Origin of the sequence: Azoarcus indigens (assembly GCF_004361735.1) — a bacterium.
Lineage (GTDB): Bacteria > Pseudomonadota > Gammaproteobacteria > Burkholderiales > Rhodocyclaceae > Azoarcus > Azoarcus indigens.
The window spans coordinates 1-14,779 of sequence record NZ_SNVV01000024.1 but is presented as its reverse complement, the minus strand read 5'-3'; the positions used below and the strand labels follow the sequence as shown (position 1 = coordinate 14,779).

Below are 14,779 nucleotides of genomic sequence, written 5' to 3'. Positions count from 1 at the left end.
GTCTCCTCCTTCAGGCCGCGGCCGGCGCGGACTTGTCCTGCGCGCCGAAGTCGCGCGGGAAATGCTTGAGCGCCGACAGCACCGGGTAGGGCGTCATGCCGCCCAGGGCGCACAGCGAGCCGTTGAGCATGGTGTCGCACAGCGATTCCAGCAGCGCCAGTTCCTTGCCCGCCGGGCGGTGGTGGGCGCGGGCGTCGAGGATGCGGTCCAGCACCTCGGCGCCGCGGGTGGAGCCGATGCGGCAGGGGGTGCATTTGCCGCAGGATTCCTCGGCGCAGAACTCCATCGCGTAGCGGGCGAGCTTGGCCATGTCGGCGCGGTCGTCGAACACCACCAGGCCGCCGTGGCCGATCATCGCGCCCATGGCGGCGTACTGCTCGTAATCCAGCGGCACGTCGAACTGGGATTCCGGCACATAGGCACCCAGCGGGCCACCGACCTGCACCGCGCGTATCGGCCGGCCGCTGGCGGTGCCGCCGCCGTAGTCGTACAGCAGCTCGCGCAGGGTGATGCCGAAGGCCTTCTCCACCAGCCCGCCGTGGCGGATGTTGCCGGCGAGCTGGAAGGGCAGCGTGCCGTGGGAGCGGCCCATGCCGTAGTCGCGGTAGAAGGCGGCGCCCCTGGCCAGGATGACCGGCACCGAGGCCAGGCTCATGACGTTGTTGATCACCGTCGGCTGGCCGAACAGGCCGGCGATGGCCGGCAGCGGCGGCTTGGCGCGCACCACGCCGCGCTTGCCTTCCAGGCTCTCCAGCATGGAGGTTTCTTCGCCGCAGATGTAGGCGCCGGCGCCCATGCGCGCTTCCAGCTCGAAGGCGCGGCCGCTGCCGAGCACGTCCGGCCCGAGGTAGCCGGCGGCGCGGGCGCGGTCTATGGCCTGCTCCAGCGTGCGAAAGGCGCGCGGGTATTCGGAGCGGACGTAGATGTAGCCCTGGGTGGCGCCAACCGCCAGCCCGGCGATGGCCATGCCTTCGATCAGGCAGTAGGGGTCGCCTTCCATCAGCATGCGGTCGGAGAAGGTGCCGGAGTCGCCCTCGTCGGCATTGCAGCAGACGTACTTCTGCGCCGCCGGGGTGCCCAGCACCGTCTTCCACTTGATGCCGGTAGGGAAGGCCGCGCCGCCACGGCCGCGCAGGCCGGAGTCGGTGACTTCCTGCACCACCTCGGCCGGCGTCATCGCCGCCGCCCGCGCCAAGCCGTCGAAGCCGCCGTTGGCGCGGTAGTCGTCCAGGCACAGCGGATCGACGATGCCGACGCGGGCGAAGGTGAGCCGCTCCTGGCCGGCGAGGAAGGGAATGTGCTCGGTGAGGCCGTGGCCGAGGCGGTGCGGCGCGCCGTCGAGGAAGCCGGCGTCGAACAGCGCCGGCACGTCCTCCGCCTGCACCGGGCCGTAGGCGATGCGACCGTGGGAAGTGAGGACTTCCACCATCGGCTCCAGCCAATACAGGCCGCGCGAACCGTTGCGCACGATGTCCACCGCGATGCCGCGGCGGGCGGCCTCGGCGACGATGGCGGCGGCGGTTTCCTCCGCGCCCAGCGACAGGGCGCCGGAGTCGATGGGGACGTAGAGCCGGCGAACGGCCGCCGTGCCGCTGTCCTGCGGCAACACCACCTCGTCCGCGTAGGTCGGCCGTGCGCCGGCGGGTGTGGGTACGGAAACGCTCATGCCGCCACCTCCTGTCCGGCCCGTTCGGCATCCCGCTGGCGCAGCGCCGCCAGCAGCGCATCGAAGCGCGCTGGCGTGATGCGGCCGCGGACGTCGTCATCCACCCGCACTGCCGGCGAACAGGCGCAGTTGCCCAGGCAATACACCGGCAGCAGGGTGACGGCGCCGTCCGCCGTGGTCTCGTGCCAATCCACGCCCAGGGTGGCGCGGGCGTAGGCCTCCAGACCCTCGCCGCCCATCGCCTGGCAGGATTCCGCGCGGCATACCTGCACCACGTGCCGGCCCGGCGGCTGAGTGCGGAAGTGATGGTAGAAGGTGAGCACGCCATAGACCTCGGCGCGGCTGAGGTTGAGCGCGCTGGCGATCATCGGCAGCGCCTCCGGCGGCACCCAGCCGAATTCTTCCTGGATGGCGTGCAGGATGGGCAGCATCGCGCCCGGCAGGGCCTTGCGCGCATCGACGAGGGCCTGCAGGCGATCGCCCGCCGGCGTCGTACAGGACGCAGCGGACGCTTGGGGAGTCGGGGTTGGGGTGGGGGTTGGGGTGGGGGTCGGAGGAGTGCTCACGTCTTCTTGTCTCCTGGCCGGGGCCGCCACGGCTGCGGCGCCGGCGCTCGGGCAGTTGCGGGAACGGCTAGCCGAACAGCGCCGCCGTTTTCTGCAGGGTGATCCAGATGCCCCAGCCCAGGGGAATCCAGACCGCCGCCCAGGCCAGCAGGACCTTGCCGGAATGGGTGGCTTCCTTGGCCAGCACTTCGACGTCGTCCACGAAGTGCTGGTGGGTATCGTCGGCCTGGCGTTTTTCGTCCGCCAGCTCCTCGTCGCTCATGTAGTGCTGCTCGGCCACCGGCTTCACCAGCCCGTTGCAGATGAAGCCCAGCACCAGCAGGCCGGCGAGGATGTACATGGTCACCGTGTAGGCATCTGCCCGCGCCACACCCTGTTCGAGCTGGTACTCGCGGATGTAGTTCACGATGACCGGACCGAGGATGCCGGCGGTAGCCCAGGCGGTGAGCAGGCGGCCGTGGATGGCGCCCACCATCCTGGTGCCGAACATGTCCGCCAGATAGGCCGGCACGGTGGCGAAGCCGCCGCCGTACATGGACAGGATCACGCAGAAGAAGATGACGAACAGCGCCAGGCTGCCGGCCGCGGCGGTGGTGGGAATGGCGGCGTAGAGCCCGCAGCCGAGCAGGAAGAAGATGGAGTAGGTGAGCTTGCGCCCCAGCTTGTCCGACAGCGAGGCCCAGAAGAAGCGGCCGGCAATGTTGAACAGCGACAGCAGCCCGGTGAAGCCGGCCGCCACCGCGGCGATCTGGGTCTTCTGCGCCGCGTCCAGCTCGTTGAAGCTGGCATCCACGCCGATCAGCTTGCCGGCGAACACCTCCTGCAGCAGCGGCGAGGCCATGCCGATGATGCCGATGCCGGCGGTCACGTTCAGGCACAGCACGCCCCACACCAGCCAGAACTGCGGCGTGCGCCAGGCCTTGTCCAGGTGCACATGGCGCTGGGTGACCATGCTCTTCTGCGCTGCCGGCGGCGGCGTCCACCCAGCCGGCTTCCAGTCCGGCGGCGGCACCCGGTAGCCCAGCGCGCCGGCCATCATGAAGACGAAGTAGATCGCCGCCAGGCACAGGAAGGTTTCCCACACGCCGACCGAGGTCGGCGTGGCGAAGGCGTTCATCAGCTTGTCCGCCAGCGGCGCGCCTATCATCGCGCCGCCACCGAAACCCATGATGGCCATGCCGGTGGCCATGCCGCGGCGATCGGGGAACCACTTGATCAGCGTCGATACCGGCGAGATGTAGCCCAGCCCCAGGCCGATGCCGCCGATCACGCCGGAGCCCAGCCACAGCATCCAGATCTGGTGTAGATACACGCCCAGCGCCGAGATCACCAGGCCGCCGCACCAGCACAGCGCCGCCACCACACCGGCCTTGCGCGGCCCGGCACGCTCCAGCCAGCCGCCCCAGATGGCCGCCGAACAGCCGAGGAAGACGAAGAACAGGGTGTACATCCAGCCCAACATGGAAATCTTCCAGTCGCAGCCGGTGGCGAACACCTGGGCGAAGAAGCCCATATCCGCCGGGCAGGCCAGGGGCGCGGTGATGCCTACCGCTTTCGACAGCGGCAACCAGAACACCGAGAAACCGTAAGCCATGCCTATGCATAAATGGATTGCGAGTGCTGCGGGGGGAACCAGCCAGCGATTGAAGCCGGGCCGGGCGATGGTGCGTTCCTTGGCGAGCAGGCCGAAACCTGTCGCGGCAAGCGTTGCCGACATTGAGCGTCTCCTTTGGTGTTATCCGTCGCCACACTGGCGAACCGATACGGCGTCAGGCCGGGCTCATATTGTCTCGCACGCCTCTGTTCCCCGGCGCCGTCCGCGCAAGCTACGCCCGCCCCCGGGGGATGGAAAACGAGAAATACCGAACAGCTGTTCGCCTATGGCGAACACCGTGGTGCTGCGCCGCGGCATTTTTCCGCTGGCGCGCGCCGGAGTGGGCGAGCCTCGGAAGGGGAGTTTCCCGCCCGGGCGGCACGCCCGTCTGCGTGGAATGCGTGGAATGGCGAGGCATGCCCAGGCGGCAGCTGCCACGCCTTCGCGCCGGCGTGCCAGCGCGGAGCGGAGCGCCAGGACCGGGCCGCATCCGCCTGGGGTGCAACATGGCGCGGCGCGGGAAGGGGATGCTGCCTATATCCGGCACCGGCTCCTGACGCCGACGAATCCATAGCGGGAGAGCCGCCGTGCCGGCGCCGGATAGCGGCCGCCGACCGACTGCCGGAGAACGAGCGGTCCGCGCCGCCGACCGCTCGTTCTCTCTCCCCATCGCGGGGGAGGGCCGGGAAGAGGGGGCGCCCCGCAAGGGGCGGCTTCAGTTCAACTCAAGCGCCGCCCACCTTGTTCCGCCGCGGGCAGTCCTTGCAGGGCTTGCGCTTCTTGCAGCACTTCTTCTTGCCGGCCATCTCCGCCCTCCTCGCAGCCTTCAGCTCGGCTTGATCGCGACCTTCAGCACGCCGTCGCGCTGGTGGCCGAAGAGGTCGTAGGCGGCGACGATGTCGTCCAGCTTGAAGGTGTGGGTGACCATGGGGCCGAGGTCCACGCGCTGCGAGGCGACGATGTTCATCAGCCGGCGCATGCGCTCCTTGCCGCCGGGGCACAGCGAGGACACGATGTTCTTCTCTGCCAGCCCGGCGCCGTAGGCGCCCAGCGGAATGCGCAGATCCTCGGAATACACGCCCAGGCTGGACAGCGTGCCGCCGGGCTTGAGCACCCGCAGCGCGGCCTCGAAGGTGGATTGCAGGCCCAGCGCCTCGATGGCGACATCCACGCCGCGGCCGCCGGTGAGGCGCAGGATCTCCTCAACCACGTCCACCTCGCGGAAATTCACCGTCACGTCCGCGCCCATGCGGCGCGCCATCTCCAGCCGGCCGGCAACGCCGTCCACGCCGATGACCAGGCTGGCACCGCGCAGCCGCGCGCCGGCGGTGGCGCACAGGCCGATCGGCCCCTGGGCGAACACCGCCACCACGTCGCCGATGCGGATGTTGCCGGCCTCGGCGCCGGCAAAGCCGGTGGACATGATGTCCGGGCACATCAGCACCTGCTCGTCGCTGAGGCCATCCGGCACCGGCGCCAGGTTGGCCTCGGCGTCCGGCACCAGCACGTACTCCGCCTGGGTGCCATCCACGGTGTTGCCGAAGCGCCAGCCGCCCATGGGTTTGTAGCCGTGGCCCAGCGGCCCACCATCCTGCGACGGGTGGCCATCCTGGCAGGCATGCGAGCGGAAGCCGGGGCAGATGGCACCGGCGATGGCGCGCTGACCCTCGCGGTAGCCGCGTACGTTGGCGCCCAGCTTCTCGATCACGCCCACCGGCTCGTGGCCGATGGTGAGGCCGGGCGCCACCGGGTATTCGCCCTTGAGGATGTGGATGTCGGTACCGCAGATCGTCGTGGTGGTGATGCGCAGCAGCGCATCGTCCGGGCCGACATCGGGAATCGGCTTGTCGGCAAGTTCGATCCGCCCGGGGGCGACGAACACCGCCGCCTTCATCATTGCAGCCATCGCTATTCTCCTCGTCTTCGGGGCGGAACCGCGCCAGCGGCCGTCCCTGGTTGCGGGTGCCTGCCGCCTGCGGGCGGCACTGCCAGTCTAGCAAGGGCGCAATACGCCGGCATGCGGCGCAGGGCGGCGGCCGATTGCCGCAGCGTATGACGTTGGTGACAGGCGGCCGGCGCCAGCCTTCAGCCGCGGCCGGAGAAGTTGATCGCCTCGGTAAACAGGGCCTGCACCATGGGCGAGCGCGGCTCGCGCGCCATCGCCACCAGCGCGATCTGCCACGCCAGGCGCGGCTCCACCAGGTCCAGCGCCTTCACCCCGTGCGGCATGCCGATCAGCTCCAGCACCGCCCGCGGCACGATGCTGCACCAGGTGCCGGAGCACACATGGGCGAGGATGCTGACGATGGAGTTGCTCTCCAGCGTGATGTTGGGCCGGCAGCCCAGGCGCTGGAACACGCCGTCTATGGTGCGGCGGTTCTGCATGTCCGGCGTCAGCAGGCAGAGGTTGAGCTGGGCCGCCTCCTGCCAGCTGATGGCATCGCGCTCGGCCAACTGGCCGTCGGCCGGCGCCAGCACCACATGGTCCTCGTCGGACAGCGGCACCATCGCCAGATCCGGCTGGGCGGCGGACTCGGCGTAGATGATGCCCGCCTCCAGCTCGAAGGCATGCAGCCGCGCCAGGATCTCGCCGGTGGACAACGACAGCACCTCGCTGCGGACCTGCGGATGGCGCAGCGCGAAGCCGGAAGTGAGGGAGGCGACCACGGTGAGCGCGGTCGGGATCACGCCCAGCCGCAGCCGACCGGAAAGCCCGCCACGCAGGCGCGCCAGCTCCTGGTGCAGATCGGCGGTGCTGGCCGCGGCGCGCTGGGCGTAATCCAGCACCCGCTGGCCTTCCGGCGTCAGCCCGGCGAACTGCTGGCCGCGCTCCACCACCGCGACGCCCAGCTCGCTCTCCAGGTCGCGTATCGCCGCCGACAGCGTGGACGGCGACACATGGCAGCTCGCCGCCGCACGGCCGAAGTGCTTCTCCCGCGCCAGGGCGATCAGGTAGAGGTATTTGCGCGAGATCATGCAGCCGCTCTCCGGAACGCCGGCGCGTTCCGCCACCGGAGCGCGCGGCATTGCGCCTCAGCATCGGCCTCCCGCAAGCGCGCCACAACCCTTGAATTCAGCGCCGGACGAAGCGCTGGCCGGCGCAACGCCTCAGCCGGGCATGAAAAAGCCGGAGAGAGAGACAGGCCGCCACCTCGCCCCCGGCCGCCGGAAACCGCTTCGGCACCGCGCAGCAGGACCAGCGCGCAAGCGGAAAACCAGGTGCAGCGGGAAGGCGCGGATGGTGTGGCGACCGCCGCCAGCCCCACGTTCCCCGCCGCCACAGCCAGGCCACCCGGCCCGGCAGTACGGCGCCATTCCGCCCGCAGCTCTGCCTGCAACTCGGCCCTCCCGGCGCCCGTGCGCAAACATGGAAAGGAAGTGGCGGAAGAGAATGGGAGTCGAACCCACCTGGGACCGGCTGACGGCCCCACCCGGTTTTGAAGACCGGTCGCCCCACCGGGGAACGCCTCTCTTCCGCAGAAAAGCCATCGGCGGCCTGCGCCGCCGAAGTCACATATTGTAGCGCCTGCGCGCCTGTAGGCCAGCGCGGCGGCTGCTAGCCTGAAGATGTTGTCCTCTCTCCGGCCCCGCCATGGATCATCAATCCATCACCAGCGCCTACCAGCGCTACGCCCCCTTTTACGACCTGCTGTTCGGCGGCGTTTTCGAACCCGGCCGCCGCCGTCTCATCCAGGCACTGGACTGCCGCGACGGCAATTCGGTGCTGGAGGTGGGCGTGGGCACCGGCCTGTCGCTGCCCCACTACCCGCGCCACACCCGCGTCACCGGGGTGGATCTTTCCCCTCACATGCTGGAACGCGCCCAGGCCCGGGTGCGGCGGCACGGCCTGGACAACGTCTCGCTGCTGGCGATGGATGCGCAATCCCTGTCCTTCCCGGATGCCAGCTTCGACAAGGTGGCGGCGCTCTACGTGGCCTCGGTGGTGCCCGACCCGGCGGCGATGATGCGCGAGCTGCGGCGGGTATGCCGGCCGGGCGGCCAGGTGCTGGTGGTGAATCACTTCTCCCGTGGCTATGGCCTCGGCCACACGCTGGAGCGTGGCCTGGCGCCCTTCGCCCGCGCGCTGGGCTTCCGGCCGCTGTTTCCGCTCGCCCCCTTCGTCGCCAACGCCGGCATGGAGCTGGCGGATACGCATCCGGTGAATCTCTTCGGGTACTGGACGCTGGTGCGCTTCATCAAGCCGGGGCCTATGGGTACGCTGGCGTAAGGGCGCGGCGGGCGGAGACTGAAAAGCTGGGGCTTGCTTCCAGCGCCGTGGCGCCTGTGGGCGATGCCCCTTGCGGGGCACCCCCCTCTTCCCGCCGCTCTCTCCGGCCCTCGCTCCGCGCCCTGCCCCTGTGGCCCGCATGCCCCAGGGCGCTCCGGCGGGCGCAGCAGTGCTCCGCTTTTCCACCTATGCCCTGCGAGCGGAGAGGCGGCCCCCCCGCTGATCTGGTTGGCGCGTTCCGGCTCAGACCGGCGGTTCGCCGCGCAACAGGTGAACCCGGCGGGCACCCTCGCCGACGCGGCGGGTGTAGCCCACGCGGTCGAAGAACTCCAGCAGTTGGATGGCGCGCTTGCGGCCGATGGCGATGCGGTCGCGGAACTCGGCGGCGCGGATGCGACCGTCGGCCGCTGCCAGTTCGGCGACGATGGCCACCAGTTGCGCCACCGTGTCGCGGGTGTAGAAGAGGTCGCGCACCGGCTGGAAGACCTCGCCGCGCATGGCGAGCCGGCGCAGCAACTGGCGCACCTCGCTCTCGGGGATGGCGTTGGCCGTCGCCATGTCGCGCACCCAGGGCGGGTCGAAGCCGCCGGCGGCCAGCAGCGCCAGCAGGGCGTCGGCGCGCTTGCGGTCAGCCTCGCTCAGCTCCACCTTGTGCTGCGGCAGGTGCCAGGCCGAACCGGCGCGCGCCAGCCGGCCCTCGGCCAGCAGCGCTTCCAGCAGGGCGAGGAAGGCGACCGAGGGCAGCTGCGGCGCGCACATGCGGCGCAGGCGCTCGCGCTCCACCCCCGGCTCATCGGTGAAGGCTTCGTGATAGGCGCCCAGCTTGACCAGCACCTGCGCCCCCAGCTTCGCCCAGTTGCTGGCGGAGAACAGGCGGCGGGCCGGGCGCACCTGCACCAGCTCTGCCGCCGGCAGCAGCTCGCGCCAGGCTTCGTCCGGCAAGTTGTGGCCGGCGGCCAGTTCGTCGATGTCCAGGCCATGCGGCGCCGCTTCCAGCAGCGCGGCCAATCGTGCGGCGGCGTCCGGCTGCTCCAGCGCGGCCAGCAGCGCCAGCCGTTCAGGGCGGCGGCGGTGGCGGGCGGGCGGGAAGGGATCGAGCACGCTGCCGCCGCCCAGGGTCTCGCGGCCGGCGGCATCGCGGATGACGATGCGGTCGCCGTGGCAGGCGAAGATGGGCCGGTCCAGCACCGCCTGCACCAGGCCGTCGCTGCCGGGGGCGAGGCCGCCGGCCTCCAGCGCGCCGTCCAGCAGGGCCAGCCGCGCCATCGCATGGCCGCCGGCATGGTGCAGGGTGACGCTGGTCCATTGGCCGAGCTTGCGCGGAGCCTCGGGCAACAGCGCCAGCCGCAGGTCCAGCCGGTCCGTGGGCCGCGCCAGCGCCGGCGTCAGCAGCCAGTCGCCGCGTTCGATTTCGCGGTATTCGATGCCGACGAGGTTCACCGCGCAGCGGCTGCCCGGGCCGCCGGCCTCGGCCTTGCGATTGTTCACATGCAGGCCGCGCACCCGCACTTCGCGGCTGACACCGTCCGGCCGGGCGAGCAGGGCCTGGTCGCCCACCTGGACCTTCCCGGCGTGCACCGTGCCGGTGATGACGGTGCCGGCACCGGCGATGGCGAAACGGCGGTCGGCCACCAGCCGCAGGCCGCCGCGCACCACCGGCCCCGACTCGGCGGCGGCTACTTCGTCCAGATGGGCGCGCAGCTCGGCCACGCCTTCGCCGCTCACCGCCGCCACCGGGAACACCGGGCTGCCGGCGAGCCGGGTGCCGGCCAGCAGCGCCTCCACCTCGGCGCTCACCTCCGCCACCCGCGCCGGCTCCACCCGGTCGCATTTGGTGAGCGCCACCGCGCCGCGGCCTATGCCCAGCAGATGGACGATGGCCAGGTGCTCGCGCGTCTGCGGCATCACGCCATCGTCGGCGGCCACCACCAGCAGCGCGTAGTCGATGCCGGCGGCGCCCATCAGCATGGTGGGCACGAAGCGCTCGTGGCCGGGCACGTCGATGAAGCCCAGCACCCGCTCGCTGCCGGGCAGCGGGGTGTAGGCATAGCCCAGCTCGATGGTGATGCCGCGCTGCTTCTCTTCCGGGAGATGGGTGGTGTCCACGCCGGTAAGGGCGCGCACCAGGGTGGTCTTGCCGTGGTCGATGTGGCCGGCGGTGCCGATGAGCATGGTGGGAGGCTTCCGGGGTTGCGTGGGGCGGAGTGTAGCGCCCGGACCGGTGCCGGACACCCGGCCGCCGCCTCGACCAGCAGCGATGGCGTGCAGCGCCGCCCCATGTTGCGCTGCGGCATGGCCCTGCCGGCGAGGGGTAGAATTTCCCTTCCCCCCGCCGCCTTGCGGCCATCTTGCACAGGAGCGCGACATGAAGGTTTCCGTCATCGGCATGGGTGCGGTCGGCACCGAGATCGTGGGTTTCCTGGTCAACATGAGCGAAGTGACCGAGATCGTCGCCGTCGACAAGGTGCGCGAACGGGCCGAGGCGGAGATCTGGGATTTCTCCCACACCACGCCCTTCACCTACGCCAAGAACCCCAGGCTGGTGGCCGGCGGCATGGAAGACACCCAGGGCAGCGACATCGTCGTCATCACCGCCGGGGCGCAGTTGCAGAAGGGGCAGACACGCGACGACCTGGCGCGGGTGAACAGCGCCATCCTGCGGGAGCTCATCGCCGGCGTGGAGCGCCACTCGCCGGGCGCCATCGTCATCAACGTGACCAATCCGGTGGATGTGATGACGCAGGTGATGCTGCGCGCCTCCAGCTACCCGCGCGAGCGCCTGATCTCCGCCGGCACGCTGATCGACACGGCCCGCTTCCTGCGCATCCTCAGCGAGCATGTGCGGATCGACCCCAAGAACCTCTACGGCTACATGCTGGGCGACCACGGCGCCACCGGCTTCATCCCCTGGAGCCTGTGCCGGGTGTGTGGCGCCGAGGTGGATACCTTCTGCCGCCAGAACGGCCTGCCGCTGGTGGACCGCGAAGCCATGCGCCAGCAGACCCTGGACGCCGGCTACCGCATCTTCGAACGCAAGGGCAACACCAACCACGGCATCGCCGCCAGCGTGTTCCGCATCATCCGCGCCATCGAGGGCAACGAGCAGTCCATCCTGCCGCTGGGCGTGCTGCTGCAGGGCGAATACGGCGTAAGCGACCTGGTGATGAGCGTGCCCTGCGTCATCGGCCGCAGGGGCGTGGAGCGCATCCTGCGACACGAATTCGCGCCGGAGGAACAAGCCGCATTCCATGAATCGGAGCGGCATCTGCGCGCCTTGCGGGCGCTGGTGTGAACGCACCGCTCACGTCGAAGCAGGGGCTGCCGCCCCGTCGCATTGCCGCCATTCGCACATCGCACGGTCGACATCCCACTTGCGCCGGCGCCGCGGCAAGGGGATTCCGCGAGGGTGTCCGGCGTCACCGCCACTAATCCGTTCGCTACCGGAAGCGATCGCCTTCCGGCCGCCTGACAACGAGATTTCCAAAGCCGCCGGCAGCATCCCGCTTGAATGGGCGCACCCGGCCGAAAGGCTGTCCGGCGGTGCTTTCGGCTATTTCCGCGGCGCCCTGCCAAGGCGCCGAATCCTTTCCAGACCCCTCTTTTCTATGGCCGCCAGTTAATAAGACCAGGCAGGCAATGAATGGAAAATAAACGCGGCGGCCAATTCCTCTCTCCGATTCAGGAATAGAACTTGCCATTCTTCCGGCAGACCCGGCTCTTGCTTGTCGAACAAGACGGTTCTGCCAGCAGCCACGCCAACAAATCAAAAAACAAGCGCGGCACGCGGCAAAGGCATGCAAGGACTGCGGTCACCGCGGCAAAAGAAGTTCCTTCATCCAACGAGAGAGACCGACATGAACGAGTTCTATGTAGAAAGGCGCAGCAACGAAAAAGACGAGCACCTCGTCCACAAGGGCAACTGCCCGTCCCTCCCTTCAGAGGAAAAGCTGCAATACATCGGCGTGCGCGGCGGCAATGAAGCCCCGCTCCAGGAAGCCGCCTACTTCTGGTATTCCAGTTCGGCGCCCTGTCCGGTGTGCATGGGCAGCTGAAAAAGCCCGGCGTACCTTTCAGGCCCGGAAGCGCAGGGAATGGATTTATCGGGTACCGGCGTGCCCGATAAATCCATTCCGGCAATCCACTCCTGCAGATCATTACCTGCTTGAATCGAGATTCAATCGGTCTCGATCCACAAGGCCGTCCACACGCAGAAACTCATGCCGCCCCGGTCAATTCCCGCCGGGAAAACCAGGCATGAATCAATCCCGCCTGATAGAACGCCACCGGTTCATCAAAACCGCCGGCCCTGATGAGGGACGCCACCTGCGCCGGCGGAAGGATCGCAACGTCCTTCGCATAAGCCGCGCGCATCTGCTCCAGCCCGGCGGCGGGAATTCCCGCCGCCAGCATCATCTTCAGCCATACATCCAGCAAAGCCTCGTATGCGCCGGAACGCGTATCCGCCGCCAGGTCCGAGCTGGCCAGGACACCCCCCGAGCGCAAGCGCGCTGCAATTGCGCCAAAGAAGGCGATGCGTGCCTCCTGTTCCACGATGAACTGCGAGACAAGAAAACACGTCGCCCCGTCGAATGCCCCTTGGGCCGGCAGCGACTCCAGATAGCCCTCATGGAAAGAACAGCGGGAAACAAATCCGCCCTTCTCCGCCTTGCCGCGGCAGACATCCAGCATGGCCGCAGACGGCTCCACCGCCACAAACGACCATCCGGGAAAACGCTGCGCGAGATAAGCAATCTCCTCGCCGGTACCCGCGCCTACGCAAAGCATCCGCGCATCGCGGGGGAGTTCTGCGAACACCGCCTCCAGCAGGAAATGCAGGCCCTCCCGAATAGGCGCAGTCTTCGCCCAGCGCTCGTCATAGCTTGCAGCCTGCTGGTCGAAAATGGCTTTGATTTCGTCACTATCCATGCTGCTTCCTGTGTTTTTACCGAATAGGGCCCGAGGCGAAACTCACCCGAAGGGACAAAAGGCCAGGCGTCATTCGACCACCTTGGGCCTGACTTGCGCCCCTTGGGGAAGCTCCCCGATCTGACCGGCGATATCGCCGGAAATACGCCCAGGTTCGACCTGCGATGCAATGGCAAGCTCGTCTCCATCGTATTTGCCACCCAGGACATCAGAAATCCCTAGGCCGTACTTTCTTCCTTGGGTCAGTGGGCCGCACTTGTCATTCGCTGGCGAGACAAGCGCGGACATGTACCAGTCGCGAAGAAAACCTGGTCGATAGGGAACTGCTCAAGCGCATCCCGGTTGGCGGCGACGACGTCGCAGTAGCAATCTTCAGTGGGAACCCGTGCATGCCGCACGCTTACCGGGAGGCTGGCGCCCACAGCTTGACCTTGGCCTTTTTCTCGTAAGCCATGCCTTTCGGGTAGCTGATGAGTTCGAGCTGCATGCCCCAGGGGGTCAACACATAGGTAATGGACTGCCCGGCGGCCGGCCCCTCATTCACCGCGAACGGCCCCATGAACGTTTTCACTCCCAGTTCCTTGGCACGCGCGAGGGCGGCCGGGAGGTCCTTCACGTAAAACGCAATGTGATGGCCGCCGATGTCGCTGTTCTTCGGAATGGCGTCGCGCTGGTCCGGCGAGGCGTACTGGAACAACTCGATGTTGGAGCCCTGCCCGCAACGCATCATCACGATGTGCTGGATCTCGGCGCGCGGGTTCACGTTCACCAGGTCTTGCATGAGCGTGCCCTGCTCATCCTTGATCGGACCAAAGCGAAAAGCCTCCTCGCAACCGATCACATCGTGGAAGAAGGTAACGGCTGCGTCCGCGTCGGGCACGGTGAAACCGATGTGATCAATGCCGCGCACGCCTGGAATGGGCGCAGCAGCCGCGGCGGTGGATAAGGTCGCGAACAGCGCAGCAAAGGTGAAGGAACGTGTCAGGCTCATCGTGCTCTCCGTGGGTATTGTTTGGGCTCGCCGCAAACGAGGCGGGCGGCTCATGCTAGCCGGCGGAGGAAAACGTCGCTATCCGCTGCACGTGGGTGGTGTCGGTGCGGTAGCGTGACTCAACCCCGACAGATCGATCCCGTACTCGATAAGTTGACACAACTGCTCCCCGGAATCGCCTGGCGTTCGAAGTCCACCGGGGTCATCTTCAGGCCGTCGTCGGGCGTATTGAAGCGGGGTATCGCGGGGCTCCGGGAATCTATAGAGGGCATCGCCGTCGTGCCGCGGCAGGATTCTTAGTGCCTCAATGTTTGAATTCAGCGGCCTGAACGGCTTTTTTACGCAGCCCGGTGGACTGATGGGATGGGCTCCACCTTCTTTTCCGCGCCCAAGAGGCGCCACCGGTGCTCATGGGGATGGGGATCGGTCTTCACCTTCATGGATGCGACTACCGTTGCCGCTGACCTGGCCAAGCACGTCTTTCAACTCGCCGTCGCCGATTCTTCGTGGCGCGTGATCGAGAATCACCGCCTCACCCGCAGCCCGTTTGAGCGCGGGTTCGCCAACCGCACTGTCTCGCTCGTCACATGGAGGCCTACGGTTCTGCGCATCACTGGGCGCGCTGGCTCAATTCGCTTGGGATCGAGGTTCGCCTGCTGCCCGCGGCCTACGTTCGCGCCTACGTCCGACGCAACAAGACCGATGCCGCCGATGCCCGCGCGGTGCTGCGGGCCGCGGCGCTGACCCGAGACGCCAGCCGCCCGCTGGACGGCCTGCGCACCTGGGCCACCGAGGTGCAGCGCCGTAC

The 14,779-nt window shown here is 68.4% G+C and carries 11 protein-coding genes, 1 tRNA gene and 2 pseudogenes; 4 read left to right on the top strand and 10 right to left on the bottom strand.

The window, feature by feature from the left end; genetic code table 11:
* Positions 1-10: 10 nt before the first annotated feature.
* The 6 genes from C7389_RS20560 to C7389_RS24955 all read right to left on the bottom strand — a co-directional run bounded on the left by C7389_RS20560 (position 11) and on the right by C7389_RS24955 (position 7,302).
* Positions 11-1,666 carry a formate dehydrogenase beta subunit gene (locus C7389_RS20560; RefSeq protein ID WP_133594536.1) on the bottom strand — a complete coding sequence of 552 codons (1,656 nt, stop codon included), beginning with the start codon at positions 1,664-1,666 and terminating at the stop codon, positions 11-13.
* A complete protein-coding gene (locus C7389_RS20555; protein WP_246034914.1) occupies positions 1,663-2,232 on the bottom strand; it encodes a formate dehydrogenase subunit gamma in 570 nt (189 codons plus the stop codon). Before C7389_RS20555 ends, C7389_RS20560 begins: the two co-directional genes overlap by 4 nt.
* 67 nt (positions 2,233-2,299) lie before the next feature.
* Complete coding sequence (locus C7389_RS20550) at positions 2,300-3,949, bottom strand: OFA family MFS transporter (RefSeq protein ID WP_133594535.1); 1,650 nt, start codon at positions 3,947-3,949, stop codon at positions 2,300-2,302.
* Positions 3,950-4,652: 703 nt separating this feature from the next.
* Complete coding sequence (locus C7389_RS20545; protein WP_133594534.1) at positions 4,653-5,732, bottom strand: NAD(P)-dependent alcohol dehydrogenase; 1,080 nt, start codon at positions 5,730-5,732, stop codon at positions 4,653-4,655.
* A gap of 179 nt (positions 5,733-5,911) precedes the next feature.
* Positions 5,912-6,802: a LysR family transcriptional regulator gene (locus C7389_RS20540; RefSeq protein WP_133594533.1), complete on the bottom strand. Its 891-nt coding sequence runs from the start codon at positions 6,800-6,802 to the stop codon at positions 5,912-5,914.
* A 403-nt stretch (positions 6,803-7,205) separates the two neighbouring features.
* Positions 7,206-7,302, bottom strand: a tRNA-Sec gene (locus tag C7389_RS24955).
* 116 nt (positions 7,303-7,418) lie between these two features.
* Between C7389_RS24955 and C7389_RS20530 the strand changes: the two genes are divergently transcribed.
* Positions 7,419-8,054 (top strand): class I SAM-dependent methyltransferase, encoded by a 636-nt coding sequence (locus C7389_RS20530; RefSeq protein ID WP_133594531.1) that lies wholly within the window; start codon positions 7,419-7,421, stop codon positions 8,052-8,054.
* A 243-nt stretch (positions 8,055-8,297) separates the two neighbouring features.
* Here the strand turns inward: C7389_RS20530 and selB are convergent, their stop codons facing one another.
* The gene (gene selB, locus C7389_RS20525; RefSeq protein WP_133594530.1) at positions 8,298-10,226 is read right to left on the bottom strand and encodes a selenocysteine-specific translation elongation factor; all 1,929 of its coding nucleotides are present in this window, start codon (positions 10,224-10,226) and stop codon (positions 8,298-8,300) included.
* Positions 10,227-10,419: 193 nt separating this feature from the next.
* On the opposite strand from selB, the gene C7389_RS20520 reads away from it, so the two are divergent.
* Both C7389_RS20520 and C7389_RS20515 read left to right on the top strand, forming a co-directional pair.
* The gene (locus C7389_RS20520) at positions 10,420-11,346 is read left to right on the top strand and encodes a malate dehydrogenase (RefSeq protein WP_133594529.1); all 927 of its coding nucleotides are present in this window, start codon (positions 10,420-10,422) and stop codon (positions 11,344-11,346) included.
* 562 nt (positions 11,347-11,908) lie between these two features.
* Entirely contained in the window at positions 11,909-12,106 is a 198-nt protein-coding gene (locus C7389_RS20515; RefSeq protein WP_133594528.1) for a hypothetical protein, read from the top strand.
* Between the two features lie 163 nt (positions 12,107-12,269).
* Here C7389_RS20515 and C7389_RS20510 read toward each other — a convergent pair whose 3' ends face one another.
* The 3 genes and pseudogenes from C7389_RS20510 to C7389_RS20500 all read right to left on the bottom strand — a co-directional run bounded on the left by C7389_RS20510 (position 12,270) and on the right by C7389_RS20500 (position 13,971).
* Positions 12,270-12,980, bottom strand: coding sequence for a class I SAM-dependent methyltransferase (locus tag C7389_RS20510; protein WP_133594527.1), 711 nt, complete (start codon positions 12,978-12,980; stop codon positions 12,270-12,272).
* 69 nt (positions 12,981-13,049) lie between these two features.
* Positions 13,050-13,274: pseudogene (locus tag C7389_RS20505) on the bottom strand (T6SS immunity protein Tdi1 domain-containing protein); the annotation flags it as partial.
* A 106-nt stretch (positions 13,275-13,380) separates the two neighbouring features.
* Complete coding sequence (locus tag C7389_RS20500; RefSeq protein ID WP_133594525.1) at positions 13,381-13,971, bottom strand: VOC family protein; 591 nt, start codon at positions 13,969-13,971, stop codon at positions 13,381-13,383.
* A gap of 587 nt (positions 13,972-14,558) precedes the next feature.
* Here C7389_RS20500 and C7389_RS25895 point away from each other — a divergent pair.
* Positions 14,559-14,779 (top strand): annotated as a pseudogene (locus C7389_RS25895) (IS110 family transposase); the annotation flags it as partial.

Excerpts from the sequence above, each read along its gene's own strand:
- C7389_RS20510 (WP_133594527.1), bottom strand. The coding sequence starts at position 12,980 with ATGGATAGTGACGAAATCAAAGCCATTTTCGACCAGCAGGCTGCAAGC.
- C7389_RS20550 (WP_133594535.1), bottom strand. The coding sequence starts at position 3,949 with ATGTCGGCAACGCTTGCCGCGACAGGTTTCGGCCTGCTCGCCAAGGAA.
- C7389_RS20500 (WP_133594525.1), bottom strand. The coding sequence starts at position 13,971 with ATGAGCCTGACACGTTCCTTCACCTTTGCTGCGCTGTTCGCGACCTTA.
- selB (WP_133594530.1), bottom strand. The coding sequence starts at position 10,226 with ATGCTCATCGGCACCGCCGGCCACATCGACCACGGCAAGACCACCCTG.
- C7389_RS20530 (WP_133594531.1), top strand. The coding sequence starts at position 7,419 with ATGGATCATCAATCCATCACCAGCGCCTACCAGCGCTACGCCCCCTTT.
- C7389_RS20560 (WP_133594536.1), bottom strand. The coding sequence starts at position 1,666 with ATGAGCGTTTCCGTACCCACACCCGCCGGCGCACGGCCGACCTACGCG.
- C7389_RS20520 (WP_133594529.1), top strand. The coding sequence starts at position 10,420 with ATGAAGGTTTCCGTCATCGGCATGGGTGCGGTCGGCACCGAGATCGTG.
- C7389_RS20545 (WP_133594534.1), bottom strand. The coding sequence starts at position 5,732 with ATGGCTGCAATGATGAAGGCGGCGGTGTTCGTCGCCCCCGGGCGGATC.
- C7389_RS20515 (WP_133594528.1), top strand. The coding sequence starts at position 11,909 with ATGAACGAGTTCTATGTAGAAAGGCGCAGCAACGAAAAAGACGAGCAC.
- C7389_RS20540 (WP_133594533.1), bottom strand. The coding sequence starts at position 6,802 with ATGATCTCGCGCAAATACCTCTACCTGATCGCCCTGGCGCGGGAGAAG.